Annotated in this window: 22 protein-coding genes and 6 pseudogenes; 9 read left to right on the plus strand and 19 right to left on the minus strand. The window is 59.8% G+C overall.

Annotation, left to right across the window (positions count from 1 at the left end; all coding sequences use genetic code 11):
• Positions 1-319: 319 nt before the first annotated feature.
• The 6 genes from ABIA42_RS29875 to ABIA42_RS29900 all read right to left on the minus strand — a co-directional run bounded on the left by ABIA42_RS29875 (position 320) and on the right by ABIA42_RS29900 (position 4,512).
• Positions 320-1,834 (minus strand): ISNCY family transposase, encoded by a 1,515-nt coding sequence (locus tag ABIA42_RS29875; protein WP_370118428.1) that lies wholly within the window; start codon positions 1,832-1,834, stop codon positions 320-322.
• A 120-nt stretch (positions 1,835-1,954) separates the two neighbouring features.
• Complete coding sequence (locus tag ABIA42_RS29880) at positions 1,955-2,854, minus strand: ImmA/IrrE family metallo-endopeptidase (protein ID WP_370118425.1); 900 nt, start codon at positions 2,852-2,854, stop codon at positions 1,955-1,957.
• Positions 2,851-3,360, minus strand: coding sequence for a helix-turn-helix transcriptional regulator (locus ABIA42_RS29885; protein ID WP_370118422.1), 510 nt, complete (start codon positions 3,358-3,360; stop codon positions 2,851-2,853). The genes ABIA42_RS29880 and ABIA42_RS29885 overlap by 4 nt, the downstream gene beginning before the upstream one ends.
• Positions 3,357-4,004: a GNAT family N-acetyltransferase gene (locus ABIA42_RS29890; protein WP_370118419.1), complete on the minus strand. Its 648-nt coding sequence runs from the start codon at positions 4,002-4,004 to the stop codon at positions 3,357-3,359. Before ABIA42_RS29890 ends, ABIA42_RS29885 begins: the two co-directional genes overlap by 4 nt.
• The gene (locus ABIA42_RS29895; protein WP_253595214.1) at positions 4,001-4,213 is read right to left on the minus strand and encodes a transcriptional regulator; all 213 of its coding nucleotides are present in this window, start codon (positions 4,211-4,213) and stop codon (positions 4,001-4,003) included. Before ABIA42_RS29895 ends, ABIA42_RS29890 begins: the two co-directional genes overlap by 4 nt.
• A 173-nt stretch (positions 4,214-4,386) precedes the next feature.
• On the minus strand, positions 4,387-4,512 hold the full coding sequence (locus ABIA42_RS29900) for a hypothetical protein (RefSeq protein WP_370118416.1): 126 nt from the start codon (positions 4,510-4,512) through the stop codon (positions 4,387-4,389).
• A gap of 15 nt (positions 4,513-4,527) precedes the next feature.
• Here ABIA42_RS29900 and ABIA42_RS29905 point away from each other — a divergent pair, with 15 nt between their 5' ends.
• From ABIA42_RS29905 to ABIA42_RS29925, 5 genes are all read left to right on the plus strand, one after another.
• Positions 4,528-4,788 carry a hypothetical protein gene (locus ABIA42_RS29905; RefSeq protein WP_370118413.1) on the plus strand — a complete coding sequence of 87 codons (261 nt, stop codon included), beginning with the start codon at positions 4,528-4,530 and terminating at the stop codon, positions 4,786-4,788.
• 12 nt (positions 4,789-4,800) lie between these two features.
• Positions 4,801-4,971, plus strand: a complete 171-nt coding sequence (locus tag ABIA42_RS29910) for a hypothetical protein (RefSeq protein WP_370118410.1) — start codon at positions 4,801-4,803, stop codon at positions 4,969-4,971.
• Between the two features lie 74 nt (positions 4,972-5,045).
• Entirely contained in the window at positions 5,046-5,753 is a 708-nt protein-coding gene (locus ABIA42_RS29915; RefSeq protein ID WP_370118407.1) for a hypothetical protein, read from the plus strand.
• Between the two features lie 34 nt (positions 5,754-5,787).
• A complete protein-coding gene (locus ABIA42_RS29920; protein ID WP_370118404.1) occupies positions 5,788-6,549 on the plus strand; it encodes an IS6 family transposase in 762 nt (253 codons plus the stop codon).
• Between the two features lie 190 nt (positions 6,550-6,739).
• Complete coding sequence (locus ABIA42_RS29925; protein ID WP_370118401.1) at positions 6,740-7,003, plus strand: DUF3892 domain-containing protein; 264 nt, start codon at positions 6,740-6,742, stop codon at positions 7,001-7,003.
• Between the two features lie 1,183 nt (positions 7,004-8,186).
• Here ABIA42_RS29925 and ABIA42_RS29930 read toward each other — a convergent pair.
• From ABIA42_RS29930 to ABIA42_RS29955, 6 genes and pseudogenes are all read right to left on the minus strand, one after another.
• Positions 8,187-8,610: pseudogene (locus tag ABIA42_RS29930) on the minus strand (IS21 family transposase); the annotation flags it as partial.
• Positions 8,594-8,965, minus strand: a pseudogene (locus ABIA42_RS29935) (transposase); the annotation flags it as partial. The pseudogenes ABIA42_RS29930 and ABIA42_RS29935, both read right to left, overlap by 17 nt.
• Before the next feature lie 372 nt (positions 8,966-9,337).
• Positions 9,338-10,510, minus strand: coding sequence for an IS91 family transposase (locus ABIA42_RS29940; protein ID WP_370143693.1), 1,173 nt, complete (start codon positions 10,508-10,510; stop codon positions 9,338-9,340).
• 9 nt (positions 10,511-10,519) lie between these two features.
• Entirely contained in the window at positions 10,520-11,380 is an 861-nt protein-coding gene (locus ABIA42_RS29945) for a site-specific integrase (RefSeq protein ID WP_370118398.1), read from the minus strand.
• A 191-nt stretch (positions 11,381-11,571) separates the two neighbouring features.
• Positions 11,572-11,884 (minus strand): annotated as a pseudogene (locus ABIA42_RS29950) (IS256 family transposase); the annotation flags it as partial.
• Positions 11,885-11,979: 95 nt separating this feature from the next.
• Entirely contained in the window at positions 11,980-12,309 is a 330-nt protein-coding gene (locus ABIA42_RS29955) for a hypothetical protein (RefSeq protein ID WP_370118395.1), read from the minus strand.
• A gap of 331 nt (positions 12,310-12,640) precedes the next feature.
• On the opposite strand from ABIA42_RS29955, the gene ABIA42_RS29960 reads away from it, so the two are divergent.
• On the plus strand, positions 12,641-12,955 hold the full coding sequence (locus ABIA42_RS29960; RefSeq protein WP_370118392.1) for a hypothetical protein: 315 nt from the start codon (positions 12,641-12,643) through the stop codon (positions 12,953-12,955).
• A gap of 214 nt (positions 12,956-13,169) precedes the next feature.
• Here ABIA42_RS29960 and ABIA42_RS29965 read toward each other — a convergent pair.
• The 5 genes and pseudogenes from ABIA42_RS29965 to ABIA42_RS29985 all read right to left on the minus strand — a co-directional run.
• Positions 13,170-13,665: pseudogene (locus ABIA42_RS29965) on the minus strand (transposase); the annotation flags it as partial.
• Between the two features lie 26 nt (positions 13,666-13,691).
• Complete coding sequence (locus tag ABIA42_RS29970; RefSeq protein ID WP_370118390.1) at positions 13,692-13,979, minus strand: hypothetical protein; 288 nt, start codon at positions 13,977-13,979, stop codon at positions 13,692-13,694.
• A 1,316-nt stretch (positions 13,980-15,295) separates the two neighbouring features.
• The gene (locus tag ABIA42_RS29975; protein ID WP_370118387.1) at positions 15,296-15,526 is read right to left on the minus strand and encodes a hypothetical protein; all 231 of its coding nucleotides are present in this window, start codon (positions 15,524-15,526) and stop codon (positions 15,296-15,298) included.
• Between the two features lie 13 nt (positions 15,527-15,539).
• A complete protein-coding gene (locus tag ABIA42_RS29980) occupies positions 15,540-15,707 on the minus strand; it encodes a hypothetical protein (RefSeq protein WP_370118384.1) in 168 nt (55 codons plus the stop codon).
• 114 nt (positions 15,708-15,821) lie between these two features.
• A pseudogene (locus ABIA42_RS29985) lies at positions 15,822-15,983 on the minus strand (transposase); the annotation flags it as partial.
• A 53-nt stretch (positions 15,984-16,036) separates the two neighbouring features.
• Here ABIA42_RS29985 and ABIA42_RS29990 point away from each other — a divergent pair.
• The 3 genes and pseudogenes from ABIA42_RS29990 to istA form a co-directional block, all read left to right on the plus strand.
• Positions 16,037-16,231 (plus strand): hypothetical protein, encoded by a 195-nt coding sequence (locus tag ABIA42_RS29990; protein WP_370143817.1) that lies wholly within the window; start codon positions 16,037-16,039, stop codon positions 16,229-16,231.
• Positions 16,194-16,433 carry a hypothetical protein gene (locus ABIA42_RS29995; RefSeq protein WP_370118382.1) on the plus strand — a complete coding sequence of 80 codons (240 nt, stop codon included), beginning with the start codon at positions 16,194-16,196 and terminating at the stop codon, positions 16,431-16,433. The genes ABIA42_RS29990 and ABIA42_RS29995 overlap by 38 nt, the downstream gene beginning before the upstream one ends.
• A 141-nt stretch (positions 16,434-16,574) precedes the next feature.
• Positions 16,575-17,331: pseudogene (gene istA, locus ABIA42_RS30000) on the plus strand (IS21 family transposase); the annotation flags it as partial.
• Positions 17,332-17,349: 18 nt separating this feature from the next.
• On the opposite strand, the gene ABIA42_RS30005 reads toward istA, so the two are convergent.
• Positions 17,350-19,419 (minus strand): recombinase family protein, encoded by a 2,070-nt coding sequence (locus tag ABIA42_RS30005; protein WP_370118379.1) that lies wholly within the window; start codon positions 19,417-19,419, stop codon positions 17,350-17,352.
• The gene (locus ABIA42_RS30010) at positions 19,412-19,750 is read right to left on the minus strand and encodes a hypothetical protein (RefSeq protein WP_370118376.1); all 339 of its coding nucleotides are present in this window, start codon (positions 19,748-19,750) and stop codon (positions 19,412-19,414) included. Before ABIA42_RS30010 ends, ABIA42_RS30005 begins: the two co-directional genes overlap by 8 nt.
• Positions 19,751-19,765 lie beyond the last annotated feature (15 nt).

Consider the following 19,765-nt stretch of genomic DNA (forward strand, 5'->3'; position numbering starts at 1 on the left):
CCGGCTCCACACTTCAAAAGCCCCCATGGCCGGGGCCGTTTTTAAGGTGGCTACCGATAGCCCATGCCGCCGATCGGCCCTTTTGCGTTCCAGTTGAAATCCGGTCGTACGTCTGCGCCGCGCCCGGCGCAGGCGGTGCAGACGAAGCGCGGCTCGACTATAGCGCGACGATCTGGGTGGGAAGACGTATTGCCTCACATATCGATGCTCCCGAGTGCGATCGGTTGCCTCATTTAATTTGCTCCCGGCTTGAGTTGAGGAGGAGGCCGGGTGCGGAGATGGCCGGGTTTCGGAGCGCCCGGCCTCCTCCGGTGGCACATCATTGGGGTGTTGTGACCTCATACCCCGGAAGCGTTTCCTCAGTAGGAACGAACAGTAACGCGTTCGCTTGCTCGCTGCGCCAGGATTTAAGTCGACGTTGAAGCGTTCGAAGAAGCTTGTTCGGATAGGCTTCAGGATATTCCACCTGCAACCGGGAGAGCAGTTCGCTGCCAGTCCGCCAGGGTTCGACTTCAAACCATTTTCGCAAATCTGGCGTTGCGCGAATGAGCGGGTCGGGACGACGCCGGCCTCTTTTCGCCTTCACGATTGGCCGATCCGTCGGTCGCATAGCTCCGTCCTTCCAGGCCGTTCGCAGGCTTGCCAGGAAGCGATCGGTCGATTGCCATGCCGCAGCAGGATGGGCGATTGGTTGGGTATCCGCGAGGGCCGCGAGGCGCTCCTGGGCGTCGCGGATGTCGCGCAACAACGCGACCGGATCGAGAGCGGCATAGATTTCTTGGAGATGGTGGCGGACTGCGTCAGGCGTGCGGGCGTCGGCGGCCAGGCGCTGGTGGGGTGTTTCCGGCGCGCTGTATGTCTTGCGCACACGAGCACCGTCGCGCTGCTTGGCTATCAGCTTGAACGAGGGTTGGAAGAAGTTTACGAACAGCCGCGCTGCTCGATAGAGTTCTGCCAGCAGCTCGGCCGCTTCCGGGCCTTCGAACCGACGATAGCCGACCATCCTGCGCACGACCGCGCCGTTCTTCTGCTCGACGAACGCCTGGTCATTCTTCCGGTAGGGACGGCAACGCGTGAAGACAATGTTGGCTGCCTCGCAATAGCCTTTCAGCGTCTCGTTCATGAACACCGTATCATTGTCAGTGTCGAGGCCGAGCAGCGCAAAAGGCAAATGTTTGCGCAATTCCGTCAGCACCGTGCTCAACAGCGTCTGTTCACGCACGATCAGGGGAGCGCACTCTGTCCAGCCGGTAGCAATGTCCGTGAGCACGAGGGTCTGGATAAAGCTGCCGCGCGCAGATGGTCCGCTATGCGCTACAAGGTCAGCCTCGACGAATCCTGGCGCCGGATCGTTCCAATCCGCCGACGTCCGTATTGGAACACTGCGACGCAGAGAATGCGCTGTGTGCCGCCGGCGTTTGCGACCCAATTTTTCTCGGATCGGCACCAATACGCGGTCAATCGTCGCGGCGCTCATCGCCAAAAGCTTGGCGCGGATCTCGGGGGCAAGATCGAGGTGGCCATGCCGTTCCATCGCCTCAATCAGCGCAGGCATTAACGCCTTCAGCCGCTTCCCGCAGATCCGGTCCGACGCTTCCCAAAGGAGCACGAGCGCGTTGTGTTCTGCCTCATTATAGATCCGACGTCGCGGCCGTCGGCCTGGGCGTGCGTCTTCCTGGCCTCGAAGTAGTCGCATCGCATGCTTGCGATGAAACCCAGTGATGTCGACGAACTCGTCTAATATTCGCGCCTTCTTCGCGCGATCCGAATGCCGATAACGCACGCCTGCCGCCGCCGTCAGTTCCTTCCGCGTTGCCATGCTCAGCCGCCCCATCTGCGCCCCCGCTCGTCCCCGATCCAGGGGAGCAATTTACGTGAGGCAACGGCTTAGCATCCGGTAACAATTAAGGCGAGGCAATGCGCTCATCCGATGTTAATGACACAGAAGGTTACTTCAGGGCTCGCTGTATGCACCCAGCGTTAGCGCATCGTAGCCGTTGTAGAACGTTTCGAACTTAAAGGCGCGGGCCTCGGAGCGAGCATTTGTCAGCGTTATTTGCGCCTCGCCTAGAGGCCCGCCGGACTGACGTCCGCAATAGAGTTTCGCGATCTCAAACACGTCGTTTTCGTTCACATTCGGAAACTGCGCGTCAAACGCCCGAGAACGAATGAAGTAGCGACACACTGGCACTGCGACCATGCTTTGAACAGGACGACGCGGATGGACGGAAACGAGTCCGACCAGGGGGCGTTCGTCGCCGAGGCACTCGACAAAGCGCCATAAGGTTGAAGTAAGTGTATTGCCGTAGCGCTTTGAAAGCGCTCGCACGGCATCGAGTCCAATGGCTAAATCTGCACTTTCACGCAAAAACCGCTCACCCAAAAACAGCAACCGACCTGCGCCAAAATTGGCCTCGTCCTCTAACTTTTCGTGGCAGGACGGCGTGAGCGTTTGCTCCGTATCGCCAAAAAGGCAATCGCGGTGCCAGGGCAGCACTGAGTGCGTTACCTCGTGTGCCTCTATCCAGCGATGCTTGATCTTCGGTACGCTGCTATCGATTAGGATACGCTTGTGATCGGGGATCCACAGCGCCTTGAGCTGAAACTTGGTCAGAGCATCGCCAAGCAGCGATGGCCGATTGATGACCTGCTTAGCACCAACGAACATACGACTGATCGTCTCGCGAAAAATTCCGGCGTCGGTCGAGCTGTAAAATTTGGTATCGAGCCGCAATAACTCACGCACATCTTCGATACGGAGTGGAGGCTCAGGGTTGCCAAGGCCTCGAAGAATTTTGGCAATTTGGCCGTCTATGTCTTCTGCAGTATGTCTTCTCAAAAATGCATTTTTCACTTTTCGGGCGAATCCTTTTCTGCCCATTCCGTTAGAACAGCAACGAAGTGCTCCACGGCAGTTGCTTCTTCACTTGATAGCTTGGCCACTGGCTCAGAACTAGCGGCGAATTTTACGACCTCTTGGAGTAGATCGCCTCGTGGTATGGACGATCCTGCAAGCAGTAATAGAGCTCGTGGCTGCAAATGAAAAACTTCGGCGAGTTGGTGCACAGTCCGAGGCTCAGGGCGAAATTCGTGATCTTTTTCGATCAATAGCAGCTCATCAATATCGACACGCGCACGTTGGGCTAGTCTCTCTATTGTGTATGATTGTCGTCTTCGTAGTAAATTGACAAGACGACCAAAAGCTAAGTGCGCAGTCTCCGTTGTTCTATCGATCAACGGCTCGGCTTTAATCGATTTGCTGACAAGAGGATCGAAAGCCACAAAGCCGGCGCCAACTTCTTGATCACCCTCTCGATCCGCGGCGGCCAGGCACCATTCATCACTGAGATTCAATTTCATTTTTTCCCTCCTTGAATGAAGGCTCGCGCAGCGATTTCCGTCATCTCGAAGTAGCGGAGCGGGAAATTAGCGTAGGTGTTGTCTGGGCCGAGATCAGCCATGCCGATATTAGTCCGATAGAAGTCTTCTGACTGCGGAAGCGAGTGAAGACCGACGCGTCCCTTGAAGTTCTCGTCCAGACTGAGCTGAACAGCTGCGGCGATCAAGACGCTTCCGACGCCTCTAAACCTTGGCTGCGGAACGTGTTCGGGGCGGTTCCAAGGTGCACTCTCGAGGTAGTCGACATACGCGAGGCCGAGGCCGGTCCGGCCCTTGTCATCTGCCACACGGGTACGATGACGGGGATCGGTTGCCACGGCCATCAGACCTTGCGTATCGCCCTGACAAACCACCACGAACATTCGATAGGCGAGCAACTTCTGAAAGTGCGCCGCCTTCTTGTCCCATTCCCAATGGCTGCTTTGCGGCAGAGCGCTTTTTGCACCCTGCTGCTCGAGCCGAAGGCGCGTTGCCTCGATGATCGGCTTCCATTTGGTTTGCCAATTGGCCAGGTGGCTTTGATCAACACCATCGTAAACTTCCGCGACGACCGCGGCATTAGTCGCGGTTTCCCGTAGCTTAACTGTGCCAATCAACGAGCTCATAGGATGGCGAGTTCCGCCTTTTCCTTTGTCAGGGCATTCTCAACGAATACCTTTTCGCCGCTCGCAATGCGAGCGTCAATGAGCTGATACAGCTTTAGCGCCTGCCGCAAAACACCAGTCTTGGTCAGATCTTTGGCCACAGCCATCTGCTCGAGCGCCGACATCTCAGCGTCCGTCAGATTCAAGGTCATGGTCCTCTTTGCGTTCATCGCCTTCTCCTCGGCCGGAAGATAGTTCGCGATTCGCCCTCTGTCAACAAAAATGGATCATTTTTTAGCTATTGAATGTTGTTGTAATGTGCATATATTGGCTATTAATTGACGATCAAGGAGCCTCAGAATGGCCAAAAGCCAGCGCGTCGTCTCGTTCGTCGGTGACCGCCTCAGCTCAGGGGTGGCAAGGCGACACCGCCGATGCCGTAGGCCCGCGGCACTGCGAGCTCCTCATCCGCAACCGGCAAGGCCAGATCGGCGCCCACAACGGCAATGATCCGCGTCCGCAGAAACATTGAAGGAGGACATCCATGCAGTTCGACGGCGCCGTCATCCGTGAACAGGGCGTCACGTTCGCAATCGTGATTGTGAAGCCGCACGTGTTGAACACCACGCTGGAGGCAAATCGAACCATCTCGGGTTTTGCGCCGGCCTTTCCCGGTTTGCCCGTTGTCTTGATGGCTCAGGATAGTCGCGGACGACCGACGTATTACGGGCGACGCGACATCACGAATTTCCTCTCGCGCATCTCACCGTCGCGCATTCCCTGGAAGCGCTACACCGTCAACTAAGGAGAAACAGCAATGGCGCCGTTCACACGTATCCACCCTCCCCGTCCGCCCAAGCCCATTGATCGCCTTCAAAATATGAAAACCATCAAGCCCATCGGCAAAACGAAGTGGATCAAGGCGCATTGGCGCTACGACTACGATCGGCGCCAATGGGAATGGGTGCTCGGTCACTGGGCCAGTTAAGCAGCGCCAGGGAGCTCCGGCGACGGCGAGGAGCCATTCCATTTCATTCACCTTCAAAAGCGAGCGAAAGCAAGATGTACGAGATCGACTTCCTGCCCGTTGGCAACAGCAACGGAGACGCCATCTGCCTTCAGTATAGCGCCCCCGGCGGCGGTATACTCGTCCACGTCGTGGATGGAGCATACACCGAGACGGGTACGAAGATCGTCGAACACATCAGAAGATATTACGGCGCGAACTTCTTCATCAATCACATGGTCCTGTCGCACGCGGACAATGACCACGCGACCGGCCTCGTCGAGGTGATGAAGAACATGAAGGTTCAACACCTTTGGATGAATCGTCCCTGGCTTTACGCAGCAGAAACCCTGCAACATTTCCATGGACTCTATACGGTTGACGGTCTTGTAAAGAGGATGCGCGAGATGCACCCGTATCTGGTGGATCTCGAAAATCTCGCCGAGCAACAGGGCACGGTGATCCACGACGTATTCCAGGGCGCTCGGATCGCCAATTTCACCGTGCTGGCACCGTCTCGCGAGCGCTACATTCGCCTAATCCCGGATCTTGATAAAACGCCTACCCGGCATAGCGCGACGGATTCTTTTACGAACTACCTCGTCGACGCTCTGAAAAAAGTACGCGACTATCTCTACGAGACATGGGACATTGAGACCCTTTCAAATGATCCCGACCCCACATCGGCCTCAAATGAAACGAGTGTCGTGCAACTGGGGGTACTTGATGGCTCCCATATCCTGCTGACGGTACCGTCAAGTTAACGAATTGGAGCGGCGGAGGGGGTAGACGAGCGGCATGCGGACTGCCGAGGACCCTCTTTATCGCCGCCATCGCTTCCCGCCGGAAGTGATCAGCTATGCCGTTTGGTTGTATTTCCGGTTTCCCTTAAGCTTGCGGATGGTCGAGGAAATGCTGGCGGCACGTGGCATTGGCGTGACCTATGAAACCGTGCGCCAGTGGGGACGGAAATTCGGCAAGCCGTTCTCCGATCGGATCCGCCAGCGCGCTCCCGCCCGCGGTGACAAATGGCATCTGGACGAGGTCGTTATCTCGATCGCGGGCGAACAACATTGGCTCTGGCGCGCTGTCGACCAGAATGGCTTCGTTCTCGACGTCTTGATCCAGCGCCGAAGAGACTCGCGCGCTGCGCAGCGGCTCATGAAGAAGCTCTTGAAATCCGCCGGCACGCCGCCGCGCGTGATGATCACGGATAAGCTGCGTTCGTACGGCGCTGCGAGAGCGAAGATGGGCTTTCACGTCGAACATCGCCAGCACAAAGCTCTCAATAATCGGGCCGAGAATTCTCATCAGCCGACGCGGCGACGCGAGCGGATCATGAAGCGTTTCAAATCGTCCCATCAGGCTCAACGGTTTCTGTCAGTTCACGATCAGGTCGCGAACCTTTTCCGCATCCCCTATCCCGGAGCAGCCACCGCCGACTTCCGTCGTGCTTCGCGCGAGCGAGCCTTTGCGACTTGGCGCGAGATCTCCATGACAAGCGCTATCGCCGAATCTCGACCTCTGAGAATCCCCTCCTTCGGCTCGGCGGTCGATTAAGTTGACGATGCCCGCTGTCCCTATCACGCGCCGCTAACTCCAACACAGCCAGCATCCACGACGGAAGAAGCTGACGGTAGGATACATTCACCGGAAAACGCCAAGGCACAACTACCAGAACCGGCCAGTCCCTACTGCTCCGACCATTCTCTAAGCTGGTCCGACAGCTTGCAGAAACGGAGACACCAGCATGCCGAGACGCGTGCGCATTCGTTACACGAAAAAGACGGACAGAAAGACTCCTCACGAAAGACTATCACATGTGGGCGGACTAAACCCGGATGTAAAACCGTGGAAGCGATCCATCGATCAGGTTGTCAAAGATCTCGAGAGCGCCGAATGGGAGTTGTATGTCGAGGAAAATGGCCGCAGGGTTGATGTGGTTTGGGCCACGCACAAGCGACACAATTACCTCAAGACGACGGCCGACGACACTCAACCAGACAGCATTTGAGTGCCCCCGATGATCGACTGTCGGATCGCAGGCAGTGCGGGCGCGATTCGGCGCCGTGCGCGCGTCAGGCGCTGTCCCTGCCACGCCCGCACTACCATTTGAAGTTAGCGGCCACGTGACTCGGCGCTTATCGCCCACGCATACACAGAGGAAACGCTGTCCCTGCCACGAGCCGCCAACTCCAACACGGCTGCCCCCAAAACAGCGGAAGAAGCCGACCGGGAGCATATCGCTCGCAGAATGGGCATAACCGTCATAACGGGCTTAGCCCGTGAGCCGGAAGCAGTGCGAACGCGGTTCGGCGCCTGACGGCCTGGGGGCATCATGAGGCATTATCCTGCCGCATCCGCACTGCCAATTGAGTTAGGGGCAACGTGACTCGGCACTGACCGTTCTGGTGCCATTGCGCTGTCCCTGCCACGGCCCGTTAACCACAGCGGCTCTGTATCCGTGCTAGCTTACCAAAAGCTGACGCGACTGCGCGCCCATCCACCAAACGAAAAGCGACCCGTATGGGCCGTTCAAGCCGGACCGCCTTCAACAACAGTGCGTTTAATCTGCTCCGGGCAATCCTGCAGCCAAGCAAAGACGCCCGCTAGACTGTAAGGCCGTGCGACTTCATGGCCGCCAAGCTTAATGGGATGATCTTCGATGAGATAGAATTGCCCATCGGCTGTTCTGACCATCCGATCTCTTATCTCAAACCACACGCCCGTTGTCGGCCACCTTTTGTAGGATACGCGCGTCGCGAAATGGACCGCTTCAGCAAGGTCCCGCGCTGTCGGGTTCCGTTTCCGCGCGCGCAAATGCCTTAGAGGCTTAGCCTTTGGTGCCATGATTTGTCGTTTGAGCATACGCCTTCCTCATCGGCTCAAAAGCTGCGGGGATGCGACTCGGCGCCCTTATCGGCTGGGGGGCCTTGGATAGAGGGGCTATCCCTGCCGCATCCGCACTGCCCCGTGAAGTTAGCCCTGGGATCAAAAGGCTAACCCACACCCAGCTTTCCCGTGAACCCCTACCCACGGGGGCTGAAGTGCAGTTTAGCGAGAAAGCCGCCGTGAGTGGCCTACCTAAATTGATAGGCTAGACTGAGCGACTTGACGCCGCTCAGCCTGTCAGTATTTCAGCATATCGGTCTTGTAAAACGATCAGGCCGACGCGAACGGCGCGCTGACCTCCCCGTATCACGTCGACGGGCCAGGATATTGAGCACGACATCGGCGGCATGGACGCTGTGACTGAGCGCTTCGGCACAGGCCGCTTCCACCGCGGGCAGACCGTCAGTCAGCACCGCGTTGAGGATGTCGACCATCTGCCGATTGCCGCCGTCGGTGCTGGCAAGCTTGCGCCGGATCCGCTCGATCGCGGCGGGCAGCACCCAGTCCCTGAAGGGAGCACCGTTGCGCAAGGCGCTGGGTTTGCGGGCGAGCACCGGCACATAACATGCCACGGGTCGTACACGTATCGCCGCGGCCAAAGGATCGTGGGTGCTCGGCGACGATGCGTCCATCCTGTCGGATCACGATGCGATCGGCATAGGCTTGAACCACGACCGGTCGTCCGACTGCGCTGGCTGCCACCCAGTATTTGTTGTTGTCGAAGCGCAACCGAGCGTTCGCCCTTCTTCGGCATTGCCGTGTCGTCAATAACGAGCACGGCATCCTTGCCGCCGACAAGCCGGTCGGCCTGATTTAACAGTTCAGATTCCAACGGAGTCGCATCCCAGACACCGCCGGCAATGAAATGGTGCAACTGGTCGTAGTTGCTCGTGGCAAGGCGTTCCGCCATCGGCTGAACGCTCTTGCGATCGCCAGGACCGATCAATCCCGCAACATAGAGAGGGCACATCCGCTGCCGGGTCTTATGACCCAGCCGGTCCAAGAACGGCATCAGCCAGCGTTCGAGTTCGTCTTCCCATCCCGGCATGGTCAGCCCTCCAAGAGCCGACCACCCATGAATCATCGAAAAATTGATTCGGGAATCTTGAGGGTTCTGTGAGGTCGCGGGGCAAAGGCCAGCCGCGCGCTCTGTCGTAGCGTGCGACCTCATAGAAGCCGGATTGAACGAAGCCGCGGAGTTGTGGGCGCTATGGGAATAGTGCAGCCGGTGTGGCTGCGGGGAAGGCGCGCCTGTGGTCGCCGCGCGTCGGCGCGATATTGATCGGACGTGAGCGGCGCCATTGCTTGGGCCAAGGGCGCGATGCAGCGAGGGATTGGTGGCGCTGGGATGCGCGGCCGAATTGGCGGGGTGAGCGGTGACGAGCGCGGCCACGGCGACCTCGGACGCTGCCACCGAGCAGGTGATCACGGAAGGGGTGGATGGTGCAGGCGCTGGTCATGATGTGTCACAACGAAACGGACGGTCGCGCGCGCAGGCTCGCGGGATGACGTCGACGCGCCGCATGGTGCCGCCGCAATGTGGGCAGGCGGGGATCTCGCATTTGACGAGGGGATCGGCTTCTGGATCTGGCGGAAGATGGCGGACAGCGAGGAGCTGACGGCAGAGGGCGATTTTGTCGCTGCGTCCGCCATTGGCGAGGAAGCCATAGTGGCGGATGCGGTGAAAACCGTCCGGCAGGGTGTGCAGGAGAAAGCGCCGCATGAACTCACCGGCATCGAGCGTCATCACCTTGGCTTTGCGATTCCGCCGATAGTCCTTCCAGGAAAAGCTCACCTTACCATCGGCGAGTGAGATCAGCCGACTGTTGGCGATGGCGACGCGATGCGTATAGCGGCCGAGATAAGTCAGCACCTGTTCGGGCCCGCCGAATGGCGGCTTGGCGTAGACGCCCCAGTCGGTCCGTCGGAGCTGATCGAGCCGCTGTCTGAATGCGGCGGGATCGGCGAGATGGGCGAGATCACCAAAAAAGCCCAACTGGCCAGCCACGAAGGCAGCTTGCAGCTCTTGCAGAAACAGGCGGCGGAACAGCCGGGAGAGGACGCGCACCGGCAGGAAGAAGCCGGGCCGGCAAGCGACCCAGCGTGTGCCGTCGAGCGAAGGTCCACCACCAGGCACGACGCAGTGGACATGCGGATGGTGTTGCAGGGTCTGGCCCCAGGTATGGAGGACGGCGGTCACGCCGAGCTGGGCGCCGAGATGCTTGGGGTCGGCCGCGATGGCGGTGAGCGTCTCCGCGGCGGAGCGGAACAGGATGGCATAGACCACCGCCTTGTTCTGGAAAGCAATCTCTCTGGCCGGCGCCGGCAAGGTGAAGACCACGTGGAAATACGGCACGGGAAGGAGTTCGGCTTGCCGCTCGGCGAGCCATTGCGCGCGCGCCGCGCCCTGGCACTTCGGACAGTGCCGATTGCGACAGGAGTTGTAGGCGATGCGCGTCGCACCGCAGTCGTCGCATTGCTCGACGTGGCCACCGAGCACGGCCGTCCGACACGCCGTGATGGCGCCCATCACGCGTCGCTCGACACGGCCGAGGTGACCGGCATGCGCCTGTCGAAAAGCTTCGCCGTGGCGGCGGAATATGTCCGCCACCTCCAAAGCCGGGCCCATGAGGCCCGATCAGCCGGGTGGAACGATCTCCAATCGCAGCCGGTCAAGCGGACTCGGGGTCTGGCTGATCGTTTTGGTGGCGACCTGGGCGTAGCGTGCCGTGCTTTGCAGGCTGGCATGGCCGAGCAGCACCTGGATGACACGAATGTCGGCGCCGTTCTCCAGAAGGTGGGTCGCAAAACTGTGCCGTAGTGTGTGCACCGTCACGCGCTTGTTCAGACCGGCTGCGATGTGGGCCGAGCGGCATGCCGCGTGCAGCACGGTCGCATCAAGCGGCCGCTCACTGTCGCGGCCGGGAAATAGCCAGCGTGTCGGTCGGGTTAGCCGCCAATAGGCCCTTAGAATCTTCAGAAGCTGCGGCGAGAGCATAACGTAACGGTCCCTGCCGCCTTTGCCTTGTTCGACCCGGATCACCATCCGCTGGCTGTCGATATCCGCGATCTTGAGGAAAACCACCTCCGACACGCGTAATCCGGTGGCATAGACGGTCGTCAACGCTATGCGGCTCTTTAGGCTCGGAATCGCCTCCAGAAAGCTCACCACCTCGTCGGCACTTAGCACGACCGGCAGCTTGCGTGGCTCCCGCGCGTAGGCGATGCGCTCCGGGATCGTGCTGTGGCCGAGCGTCACCCCGTAGAAGAATCGCAACGCACAGACGATCTGGTTCAGGGCAGGCCATGAGATCCCCGTCGCCACCAGATGAACCTGGAACGCGTGGACGTCCTCCAAGCCCAAATGGTCGGGCGATCGGCCAAAATATCGGCTGAACTTCGATACTGCGTTGAGATATGATCGTTGCGTCGCCGGCGACAAATTGCGGACCGTTATGTCCTCGATCATGCGTCGGCGGAGAGGGCTCAGCTGGGCCATCGGAAAACCTCCTGTCTGAAGGGTTGGGCTCTGAAAACCTCGATCCTCTCAGACAGGAGGCGGCCGTTACCACCTCTCCTCAAATGCCGCGCCAGCGGCTTCGTTCAATCTGATCATGTGGCGCGGATTATCGCGATTCATCGATATCACAACGGGCGCGAAACTCTGACTCAAAATGTGGGTAATCGTAAGGCCTCGCGAACGCGTACACGCGGCTGACGAACAGCGACCGGACCGATGCCGGTCATCACCTCGCGCTCCGGCAGGTGACCGTGGCGCACGACGCGCCGGTGGCCGTCCGCGGTCTTCAAATCGGCATGCTGGCCGAGAAAGTCTGCGACTTCGGCCTCGACCGCGTTTGGCGAGAAGGGCACGTGCCCCGGTGCGCAAGACTTGTGTGAGTTGATCGTCAAAGATTCCTGGCTGAATCGGCTGGATGACGTTATCGTTGGACACGGCATATCGCTCCTTCGGTGGAGCAGTGGAGGCGTCAAGCTCCCTCACGATAAGCCGCCTTTCCGATTCCCGCCGTCATCAACTTTCAGCGATAGCTCTCTTGCGCTTCATGCGCACCGGCCAGTTTAATTCCAGAGGTGGCGCTACCTCACACTGATCTCATCCACCGCATCCGCTAGCGTCCTCAGAAACGGTTGATGCCAATCATATTCATCAGACAGCAGCCAAGCCGGTAGGCTGGCTACGTAGCGGCTCAGGGCGATCACGCCCGCAAGCGTGGTCGGCTTGGAGTGGATGAGCACGTCTGCATACTCCTCGAGAGCCAACCTTCTTTCCTCGCTGATCGCGTCGGCGGCATCAAACTCGGGACCTGCGACAAGTTTCGAGGATACCGATGCCGCGGCGGCGTGCTGCGCGGAAAGCTCGCGGTGACGCTCAATCACATCAAAAATCGTATCTAATTCAGTCGCCATGGCGCATTTGCCCAGGCCACATTAGATCGGCACCAACCAATCTTGGTAGGTGCTTCCGGTCGTTCTCAGCGATACTGCTTGGTGGCGCCCTTGGGAATTGAGCCTCTCGGGGAGGTGGTCGGTCTCGCTAATCCAAGGGCGAAGGCTGGCCACCGAAGTTTGCAGCGCGTGGTAAGGACAGCGCTTCCGGAGGCGAGAGCGCCGAGTCACCGCCGCCAACTTCACTGGCGCACGGGCGCGGTAGGAACAGCTTCGGGTTCTAACTCCACATGGCGCCGAGACATGTCCGCGTGCCTCCAAGTCCGTGTGTGCGCCGCAGGGTGGAGCAACCATGATGCCCAAATTTATTGCCTCGTACGATCTAAAAGAGGCCAGGCCAGACCCGCACGAACACTTTCTTACAAATGCGATCGAGTACGGCTGGTCACCCTGGATTCTGGACCATGACGACACTCTATTTGCTCTTCCGAACACCACCTTGGAGGGTTCGTTTGTCGATCAAACGCAAGCGGTCGCAGCACTCAACGCAGCAAGGGTGGAGACGGAAAAAGAGCTTGGGATCACGGTCATAATGGCAAAATGGATCGTTTCCCAATCCGTCATCAATCCAGCCTTCGACTCCAACGAGAGAGAGAAGACTGGCTAGCAGCTAGGCGACATCTCGCTCTCGATACTCGATCTCGCCGATTGAAGCCGCTACTTTCCAGTTCTCGTGAATAAGGGAAGCGGCCAAGGCGCGGCAGTTGGTCTCCGCGGTCACAGCAAACAGGCCAGCCCTATCACTACTGTCCGTCGTCAGATAATTTGAAGACTGATCAGGCTTTTCGAGAAGGGAGGCTCTGGCTCATCAGGGTTAGAGTTTAAGCTGCTTGCAATTGATGCTGCAAGCGGCGGGTTGCGATGGTATTGCGCTTAATGCGTTTTCGCTTGGCGAGGATTGCCCCAGCCCGGCCGAAGTAGACATCGGCAGGCGTGAGGTTGTCGATGCTCTCATGGTAGCGGACGTGATTGTAGTGTTCGATGAAGGCCCGGATCTGTCTTTCGAGGTCACCGGGCAGGCAGTAGTTGTCGAGCAGAATGCGGCTCTTGAGGTCTGGTGCCAGCGCTCGATCTTTCCCTGGGTCTGGGGATGATACGGAGCGCCGCGCACATGTTGCATGCCTTCTTCTCGAGCCACCTGGCCAGATCATCTGCCACGTAACTCGAACCATTGTCGGTTAGGAGCCTCGGCCGTTGCGTGACGCGGTCGAGGTCAGAGGCCAGGAGCGCCTGGTCGAGCGTGACTGTGACGTCGGAGGCAGCAATCGTGGGACCAAGCCGCCAAGCGACGATGTAGCGCGAGAAGCCGTCGAGCACAAGAACAGGAAGTTGGCCGAACCCGTCTACAACGGCAGGGGGCCGCTTCGACGATCGAGCGCGTCGAGCGCGGAATCGCCGAGCTCGGGCGCAAGAAGGATTTCCTGATCGTCTACTACGGTTCTGACCGGGCCGGCGGCTGGCAACGCCTGGACCGTCCGCTGAGGACGCTTACCACTCTCGACCGCTTCGGTCTCGTCCAATGGATCGACGGTGAACCGACCGTACTTGCGAAGTACAGCATGGAACGCTGGGGTACGTTCTTTCAGGCGTCCTGTAAGTTCGATTGAAAAAATCACACCAAAATCCGCCATAAGCCGATAGGTTCCGCGATGTAGGTTTCATGGAATCAATCGTCTGGTAGGAAGGATGGCTTCGGTTAATTTCCGTCACCTGTCTTGTAGTTGACCAACGCAGCGCTCTCTGATCCGAATCGCGGTCAAACCCACCTTTTGCCAATCGCGAGGACTCTAAGCGCGACAGCGAGGAAGCAGAGCTAAAGCCATGTCTCCTTTAGAAGCAATCAGCCGCTGGCTGGAATTACAAGACTTAGACACGCAACTTGAGGTCGCTATACGTGACATTCTTGATCTTTAGGAAGAGTGACGCCCTGACGCCGGGCGGGTCGGAGGAGCTTGACACTCTTCAGCGTTGGTTGACCGAACCAGAATTGGATCCAAGGGCCGCGGCGGGTCGTGCTCTGAGCTTCCGGCTCGCCTTCGAGTACTTTGCCGAGGGCAGAATCAGCGGGGTTGGATGGAAACGAATCGAAGAACTAGAGCGTAAGAAACTGGAACAAGCTAAGCGCGACGGAAAGCTTGCGGCTGCACGCAAGGCGCAAAGAAAGCTTCAACTGTTGCCAACCCGAAAAGAGCACTGGTATCGTGTTGCGAGATCCTGGAATGGATTGGCAGCGACTTATCTTACACGCGAGGCTCTCGCTGTGGGATCTTTGCCGAGATGCGACCTGAAGTTCATTTCAAATAGTCACTGTCTCCCATTGGTGGCCACGGTCGTGGCTTCGCAGGCGGCCTTGGTTCCGGGCGTGCCCGCTATGATCTCGGTACCACCGGGGGCAGGACCACCATGAACGACCAGACCGCCGCCGGCGACCGCTGGTGTAATCATTCAGCGCGGAGCGCTCGCCGGACGTACCTATTGACGGACTGCTCGAAAGGGCGTTCGCTGACGACTCAGCCTGAGAAACCCAACCACCGCACGACGGCGAGACCTCACCCCATGGCCCCCAGCCCCGAGGTCTCGCTTCGGGGTAGCCAACGCGGAGTGCGCACACTGCGCGATGAGAGCGCCAACCTCGTAGGCGAGCGCGAGCAGGCTGATGCCAACCCGCAAAATCATCGCGACTGGAAACAGCGATCTGCGCTTGATGGAAATCACGTCGTCGTTCATGCAACCAGACACAGTACCAGTCGATTGCCGGTCAGATCCGGACTGATACGGAGAGCGGTCCAGAAACGCAAAAAACCCAGCCATCCCTCTCGGGACAGCCGGGCAAGGTTGCGGTTTGGGTCGCAAGTTCGGGAGGCCGCGGATTTCTCCGCGACAACCCTTGGTTACCGTCGCAACTTGGAGGGCAATGACGGGTCTATCGCGGCGCGGGCACGCCGGATCAGTTCCTCCTAGTCGTCGAGGATGCACCGGAGTGGCTGGCGCCATCACAGGCCGATGCCTTTGTCACGCTGGCGAGCACAAGACAGAGCGCGAGGATGAGCACGCCAAGAAGCGCTGAGCCGAGTCCGAGATTGACGTCATCGGGCGACGTCGAAACATTCACGACCACGAAGCCGACCGCGACCGCCGCGGATCCCAGCAAGACAAGCCCAAACAAAACGAGGTCCATCGCGGCTATTCCATCAGATATAGAAGAATGCCGCGGCAAGACCGGCCGGGATCAGAGACGAGATCAACCAGACGTTTCGCCCCCAACTGTCCGGAGCAAACACTCTGATGACGCAGACGATGCCGAGGATCTCGCCGGCCGTGCTCACGATGAGGATCGACCGGAGTTCGTCCCAGTTCACCGAAGTGCCCCGCGCTCTCGATGTGGCACATCCACCAGACCGGGCCGAAGGTCAGCGCTTGAAAGAAGAGCAGCACGATGATTGAGATCGCGGCTTGGAGACTGGTCCGGTGAAACCCGTTTTCTCGCTGTAGGCTGCGAGCTGCTCGACGTCTTCCAGAGGCAGCAACATCTGATCTTCAGGCAGCGTCTCTGCCCGCCGGCCAAACCGATGTCGCTGCAATTCCTTGATGATCTGACGCAGTCGTTCGCTCTCGCACCGCTCGGCAAGCAGCATCGCCTTCAGCGTCTCGAGATCGTCAGGCAGCCCACCACGGCCGTATCAGCAAGATCGGCCGTAGTCATGCGCGCGCCATGCTGGTCGAGGCGGCCTGGGCAGCAGGCAAGGCGCGGTGGCCGTGGCTCGGAGCTCCCTGTGCTCATTTGCTGACGAAGGACGAGGATTACATGGACGCGCCCGGCGCTGGTCGCCAACAAGACCCGCGCGATGCAACTTCAAGCCGGACATCCGCAACAGAAAGGTAGCCGCCGCGGACCAGCCTATGCCTACAACATCAAGCCGCTGCGCGACCGCGAGATGTTGACCCAGGCCGAGCAAAGCTACGAACGATTCGCGTCGCAATGGAAGCCGCATCGGCCAAAAACCGGCGCGCGGACTCCTCAGCTGCGGATTCCGATCGATGTCGCCCATGATTCCGAGATGATCTCGCCCACCATTCCGATTTGAAGTCGCCCGCCCGTTCCGAGATGATGTCGCCCACCATTCCGGGATGATGTCGCCCGGGTGACGAGACCTCTTCTGGTCTCCCATAGGGTCAACCCTTTCGGCTTTGCGAAGGGGACCTGGATGCCGACGGAGAGGCTTGCGATGCGCCGTGTGCGCGATGTGATCAGAATGAAGGCGGCCGGACTGCCGAGCCGCGAGATTGCGCGACGGGTGGGGCGCGGCACCCTCGACGGTGCGGCTGGCGCTCCGGCGGTTCGAGGCCGCGGGCTTGAGCTGGCCGTTGCCAGACGACGTCACCGACACGGTTCTGGAACTTCGCCTGTTCGCCAAGACCGGCAATGGCAACCGTCAGGGTCACCGCCGCATCGCCGAGCCCGACTGGGCGACCGTGCACCGCGAGCTCAAACGCAAGCACGTGACGCTGTCGATCCTGTGGGAGGAATATATCGCCACCGAGCCCGGCGGATACCGGTACTCGCGCTTCTGTGAGCTCTACCGCGCCTGGGAGGGCCGTCTGTCGGTGACGATGCGCCAGGCCCATGTGGCTGGCGACAAGCTGTTCGTCGACTATGCCGGCGATGGCGTGCCGGTGGTGGTCGACCGCCTGACCGGTGAGCGCAGAACGGCGCAGATCTTCGTCGCCGTGCTCGGCGCATCGAGCTTCACCTACGCGCAGGCGACGTGGACGCAGGGGCTCGCCGACTGGATCAGCGCCCATGTTGGCGCCTTCGCGGCGATCGGGGGCATACCGGCGCTGCTGGTGCCCGACAACACCAAGGTCGCGGTCATCAAGGCGAGCCTGTACGACCCGCAGATCAATCGTACCTATGCGGAGATGGCGGCGCATTACGGCACCGCCATCTTGCCGGCGCGGCCGCGCAAGCCGCGCGACAAGGCGATTGCTTCATATTGCACCTCATCCTGACAGTTGCGCGGTGATAGATGTTGTTTGTGGTTTGCGGGAGCGGCGGCCGCCGCGGCCTTTAAGGATAGTCGTATTTGATGGGATCTCCCACAGTCCACGGTTAAGGCTGTCAGCATAGCACTGTTTGATGAGCCCCTGACGGCCCCACTCCTGCACGGTGGTCTTGGCAATGCCAAACCTCGCTGCGACCTCGCGCGTCGTGAGCATACCACAGTGGCGCAGTCGATCGTATCGACTCGCCAGTTTGTAGGCACCTCGAACGAAGGCGATCTTCTTCAGATTGAACGGCTTTGCCTCCCATGTGCGCCATCCGTTCTGATTGAGAATCTCAGCGATCTCACGATCGCAGTAATGGTCAAGGAGACGATCGACCTCGGCGACGAGCTCGGGTTTGAACTTGCGGATCTGTGCGATAGGCAACGGCCGTTCGAGCACCAAGGAGCGCGTCGCGCCGCCCGACAGGCGCACGTGAACAGTGATCTTCTCCGCTTTGATCAGGGTTACGTCGTCAATGAGTAGACGCACAATACGCTTGCGCTCGCGGACGTCGACACGCGGGTCGTGCCAGATTCGTGGCAGTTGCTCGGCAAGATCGAGAATGCGCCGTCGGGTCTCGGCGTTCAGTGCTGCGGCTTGCTGTTTGCTGCGGCGCTCGTAGTCTTCGGCCGCATCGGCATGAATGCGCAGCTTCTCGTTCCATTCCGCCTCGAGCGCATCGGCGACAAGGCGGTTGTCGGGATCGACCTTCATGTAGCGCCGACGCGCGATCTCAGCTTCATACCGCATCCGCTCGACATGCTGGCGACGCGCTGCGTCAGTCTGCGCGGCGCGCGCCTTGAGCTCGCGCTGAACCTCCAAAGTGACCGCCAGGCTCATCGGTGTCATCAGCTCGATCATCAGGTCGGCGATCGCAGCATCGACGAGCTTCCCGGGAACCGTTTGGCATGTCCATCCCGCGCGTCGCACCGCATTAGCTTGACAGACATAGGTCGGCACTATGCGGCTGTGCTCTTGGCTGTAGCGCACACCCATGCGTTCGCCACAGAGGCCACAGACCACGCGACCTTGCAGCAACGCCGGTCCTTCGCGTGCCGGCCCCGAGCGCCGTTCGCCGCCGAAGGCGCGGGCATTGTCGGCGAGCCGCCGCTGATTGGCTTCGAACCGTTCCCAGTCGATGTAGCCTTGGTACATGCCCGGCATGACGAACTGCCAGTCCGCCTTAGCAACCCTGACGACACTGCTGCCGCCGTCGCGGTCTGTACCGTGTGTGCGCGTGCGACCATAGACGAAGGCGCCGGCGTAGCGTGGATTGTGGAGCACCTGCAGGATCCGTGCATGATTCGGCGGCGCCCACAGGAGGTCTCCCTTGTTTGGACCTGCGCGCAATCGACGTGGGAACAACAGACCCTGCTCTCGGAAGAAGCGGACGGTCTGCACGGCACTTTCGATCCGCTCAAAGGTGTCGAACACGAGACGGATGGCATTCTGCACTTGGGCGTCAGGATCGAGGCCGAGGGTCCGATCGTTCCGGTAAACCAAGCCGACTGGAGGGCACATCTCGAGCTCGCCACGTCGCGCCTTGTTGAGTTGGCCACCGCGCATGCGTGCTTTGAGGATGTGCAGCTCGGCTTCGCTCATCGTGCCCTTAAGGCCGAGCAGGAGGCGATCATTGAAGTTTGCTGGATCGTAGATTCCGTCCTCGTCGAGGATCAACGTCATCGTCAACGCGCACAACTCGATGAGGCGATGCCAGTCAGCCGAGTTGCGTGCAAGCCGCGAGACCTCCAGACCCATGACAATGCCGGCCTTGCCCAGCGCCACCTCGCTCACGAGTTGCTGGAAGCCCTCGCGTGCTGTCGTACTTGACCCTGATTTGCCGAGATCGCAATCGATGACGTGGATGCGTTCAATCGGCCAGCCCGAGGCGATAGCCCGAGCGCGCAACGCATATTGGCGCTGCGTGCTTTCGCCGTGCTCGGCGACTTGGCGGAGGGTCGATTGGCGGACATAGAGGTAGGCGGCGCGCTTGAGATGCTCGGTAGTAACTTTGAGCTCAGCCATGGGCGGGCTCCATTGCAATGGCGATGATGATGCCGGCGATGAGGCGCGTGAGGTCGCCCGCTGCAGGCAATGGATCGATCTTGATCGCTGGCGTGGTCGGATGATCGCAGTACGCCATCTCGGCGTGGCGGCGCTCTGATCCATGCAGCGAGCCCTTGGCGGCGAAGAATGCCGAGGCCGAAGCAGGCGGCGAGCTCCCTCGCAATACCGCGGCGCGTAGCTCCTCGTAACGGTCCGTGGCGTCCGCCGGCGGAACGATCAGGTTGAAGTAAGTCGTTTTTTTTGCGCGCCAGCGCCCGCTCCAGGCTGCGCCTGTGCACCGTGACGCCAAAGCGTGTCTCGATCG

It is taken from the genome of Bradyrhizobium sp. USDA 327, assembly GCF_041262065.1.
GTDB lineage: Bacteria > Pseudomonadota > Alphaproteobacteria > Rhizobiales > Xanthobacteraceae > Bradyrhizobium > Bradyrhizobium liaoningense.

Bases quoted from the DNA above. Each gene is read 5' to 3' on its own strand.
- ABIA42_RS29910 (WP_370118410.1), top strand. From the start codon at position 4,801: ATGGCGCCGTTCACACGTATCCACCCTCCCCGTCCGCCCAAGCCCATT.
- ABIA42_RS29960 (WP_370118392.1), top strand. From the start codon at position 12,641: ATGATGCCCAAATTTATTGCCTCGTACGATCTAAAAGAGGCCAGGCCA.
- ABIA42_RS29920 (WP_370118404.1), top strand. From the start codon at position 5,788: ATGCGGACTGCCGAGGACCCTCTTTATCGCCGCCATCGCTTCCCGCCG.
- ABIA42_RS29925 (WP_370118401.1), top strand. From the start codon at position 6,740: ATGCCGAGACGCGTGCGCATTCGTTACACGAAAAAGACGGACAGAAAG.
- ABIA42_RS29995 (WP_370118382.1), top strand. From the start codon at position 16,194: ATGCAACTTCAAGCCGGACATCCGCAACAGAAAGGTAGCCGCCGCGGA.
- ABIA42_RS29940 (WP_370143693.1), bottom strand. From the start codon at position 10,510: ATGGGCCCGGCTTTGGAGGTGGCGGACATATTCCGCCGCCACGGCGAA.
- ABIA42_RS29900 (WP_370118416.1), bottom strand. From the start codon at position 4,512: ATGTTTCTGCGGACGCGGATCATTGCCGTTGTGGGCGCCGATCTGGCC.
- ABIA42_RS29955 (WP_370118395.1), bottom strand. From the start codon at position 12,309: ATGGCGACTGAATTAGATACGATTTTTGATGTGATTGAGCGTCACCGC.
- ABIA42_RS29975 (WP_370118387.1), bottom strand. From the start codon at position 15,526: ATGGACCTCGTTTTGTTTGGGCTTGTCTTGCTGGGATCCGCGGCGGTC.
- ABIA42_RS29890 (WP_370118419.1), bottom strand. From the start codon at position 4,004: ATGAGCTCGTTGATTGGCACAGTTAAGCTACGGGAAACCGCGACTAAT.
- ABIA42_RS29915 (WP_370118407.1), top strand. From the start codon at position 5,046: ATGTACGAGATCGACTTCCTGCCCGTTGGCAACAGCAACGGAGACGCC.
- ABIA42_RS29885 (WP_370118422.1), bottom strand. From the start codon at position 3,360: ATGAAATTGAATCTCAGTGATGAATGGTGCCTGGCCGCCGCGGATCGA.
- ABIA42_RS29970 (WP_370118390.1), bottom strand. From the start codon at position 13,979: ATGGCGGATTTTGGTGTGATTTTTTCAATCGAACTTACAGGACGCCTG.
- ABIA42_RS29875 (WP_370118428.1), bottom strand. From the start codon at position 1,834: ATGGGGCGGCTGAGCATGGCAACGCGGAAGGAACTGACGGCGGCGGCA.
- ABIA42_RS30005 (WP_370118379.1), bottom strand. From the start codon at position 19,419: ATGGCTGAGCTCAAAGTTACTACCGAGCATCTCAAGCGCGCCGCCTAC.
- ABIA42_RS29905 (WP_370118413.1), top strand. From the start codon at position 4,528: ATGCAGTTCGACGGCGCCGTCATCCGTGAACAGGGCGTCACGTTCGCA.
- ABIA42_RS29895 (WP_253595214.1), bottom strand. From the start codon at position 4,213: ATGAACGCAAAGAGGACCATGACCTTGAATCTGACGGACGCTGAGATG.
- ABIA42_RS29945 (WP_370118398.1), bottom strand. From the start codon at position 11,380: ATGGCCCAGCTGAGCCCTCTCCGCCGACGCATGATCGAGGACATAACG.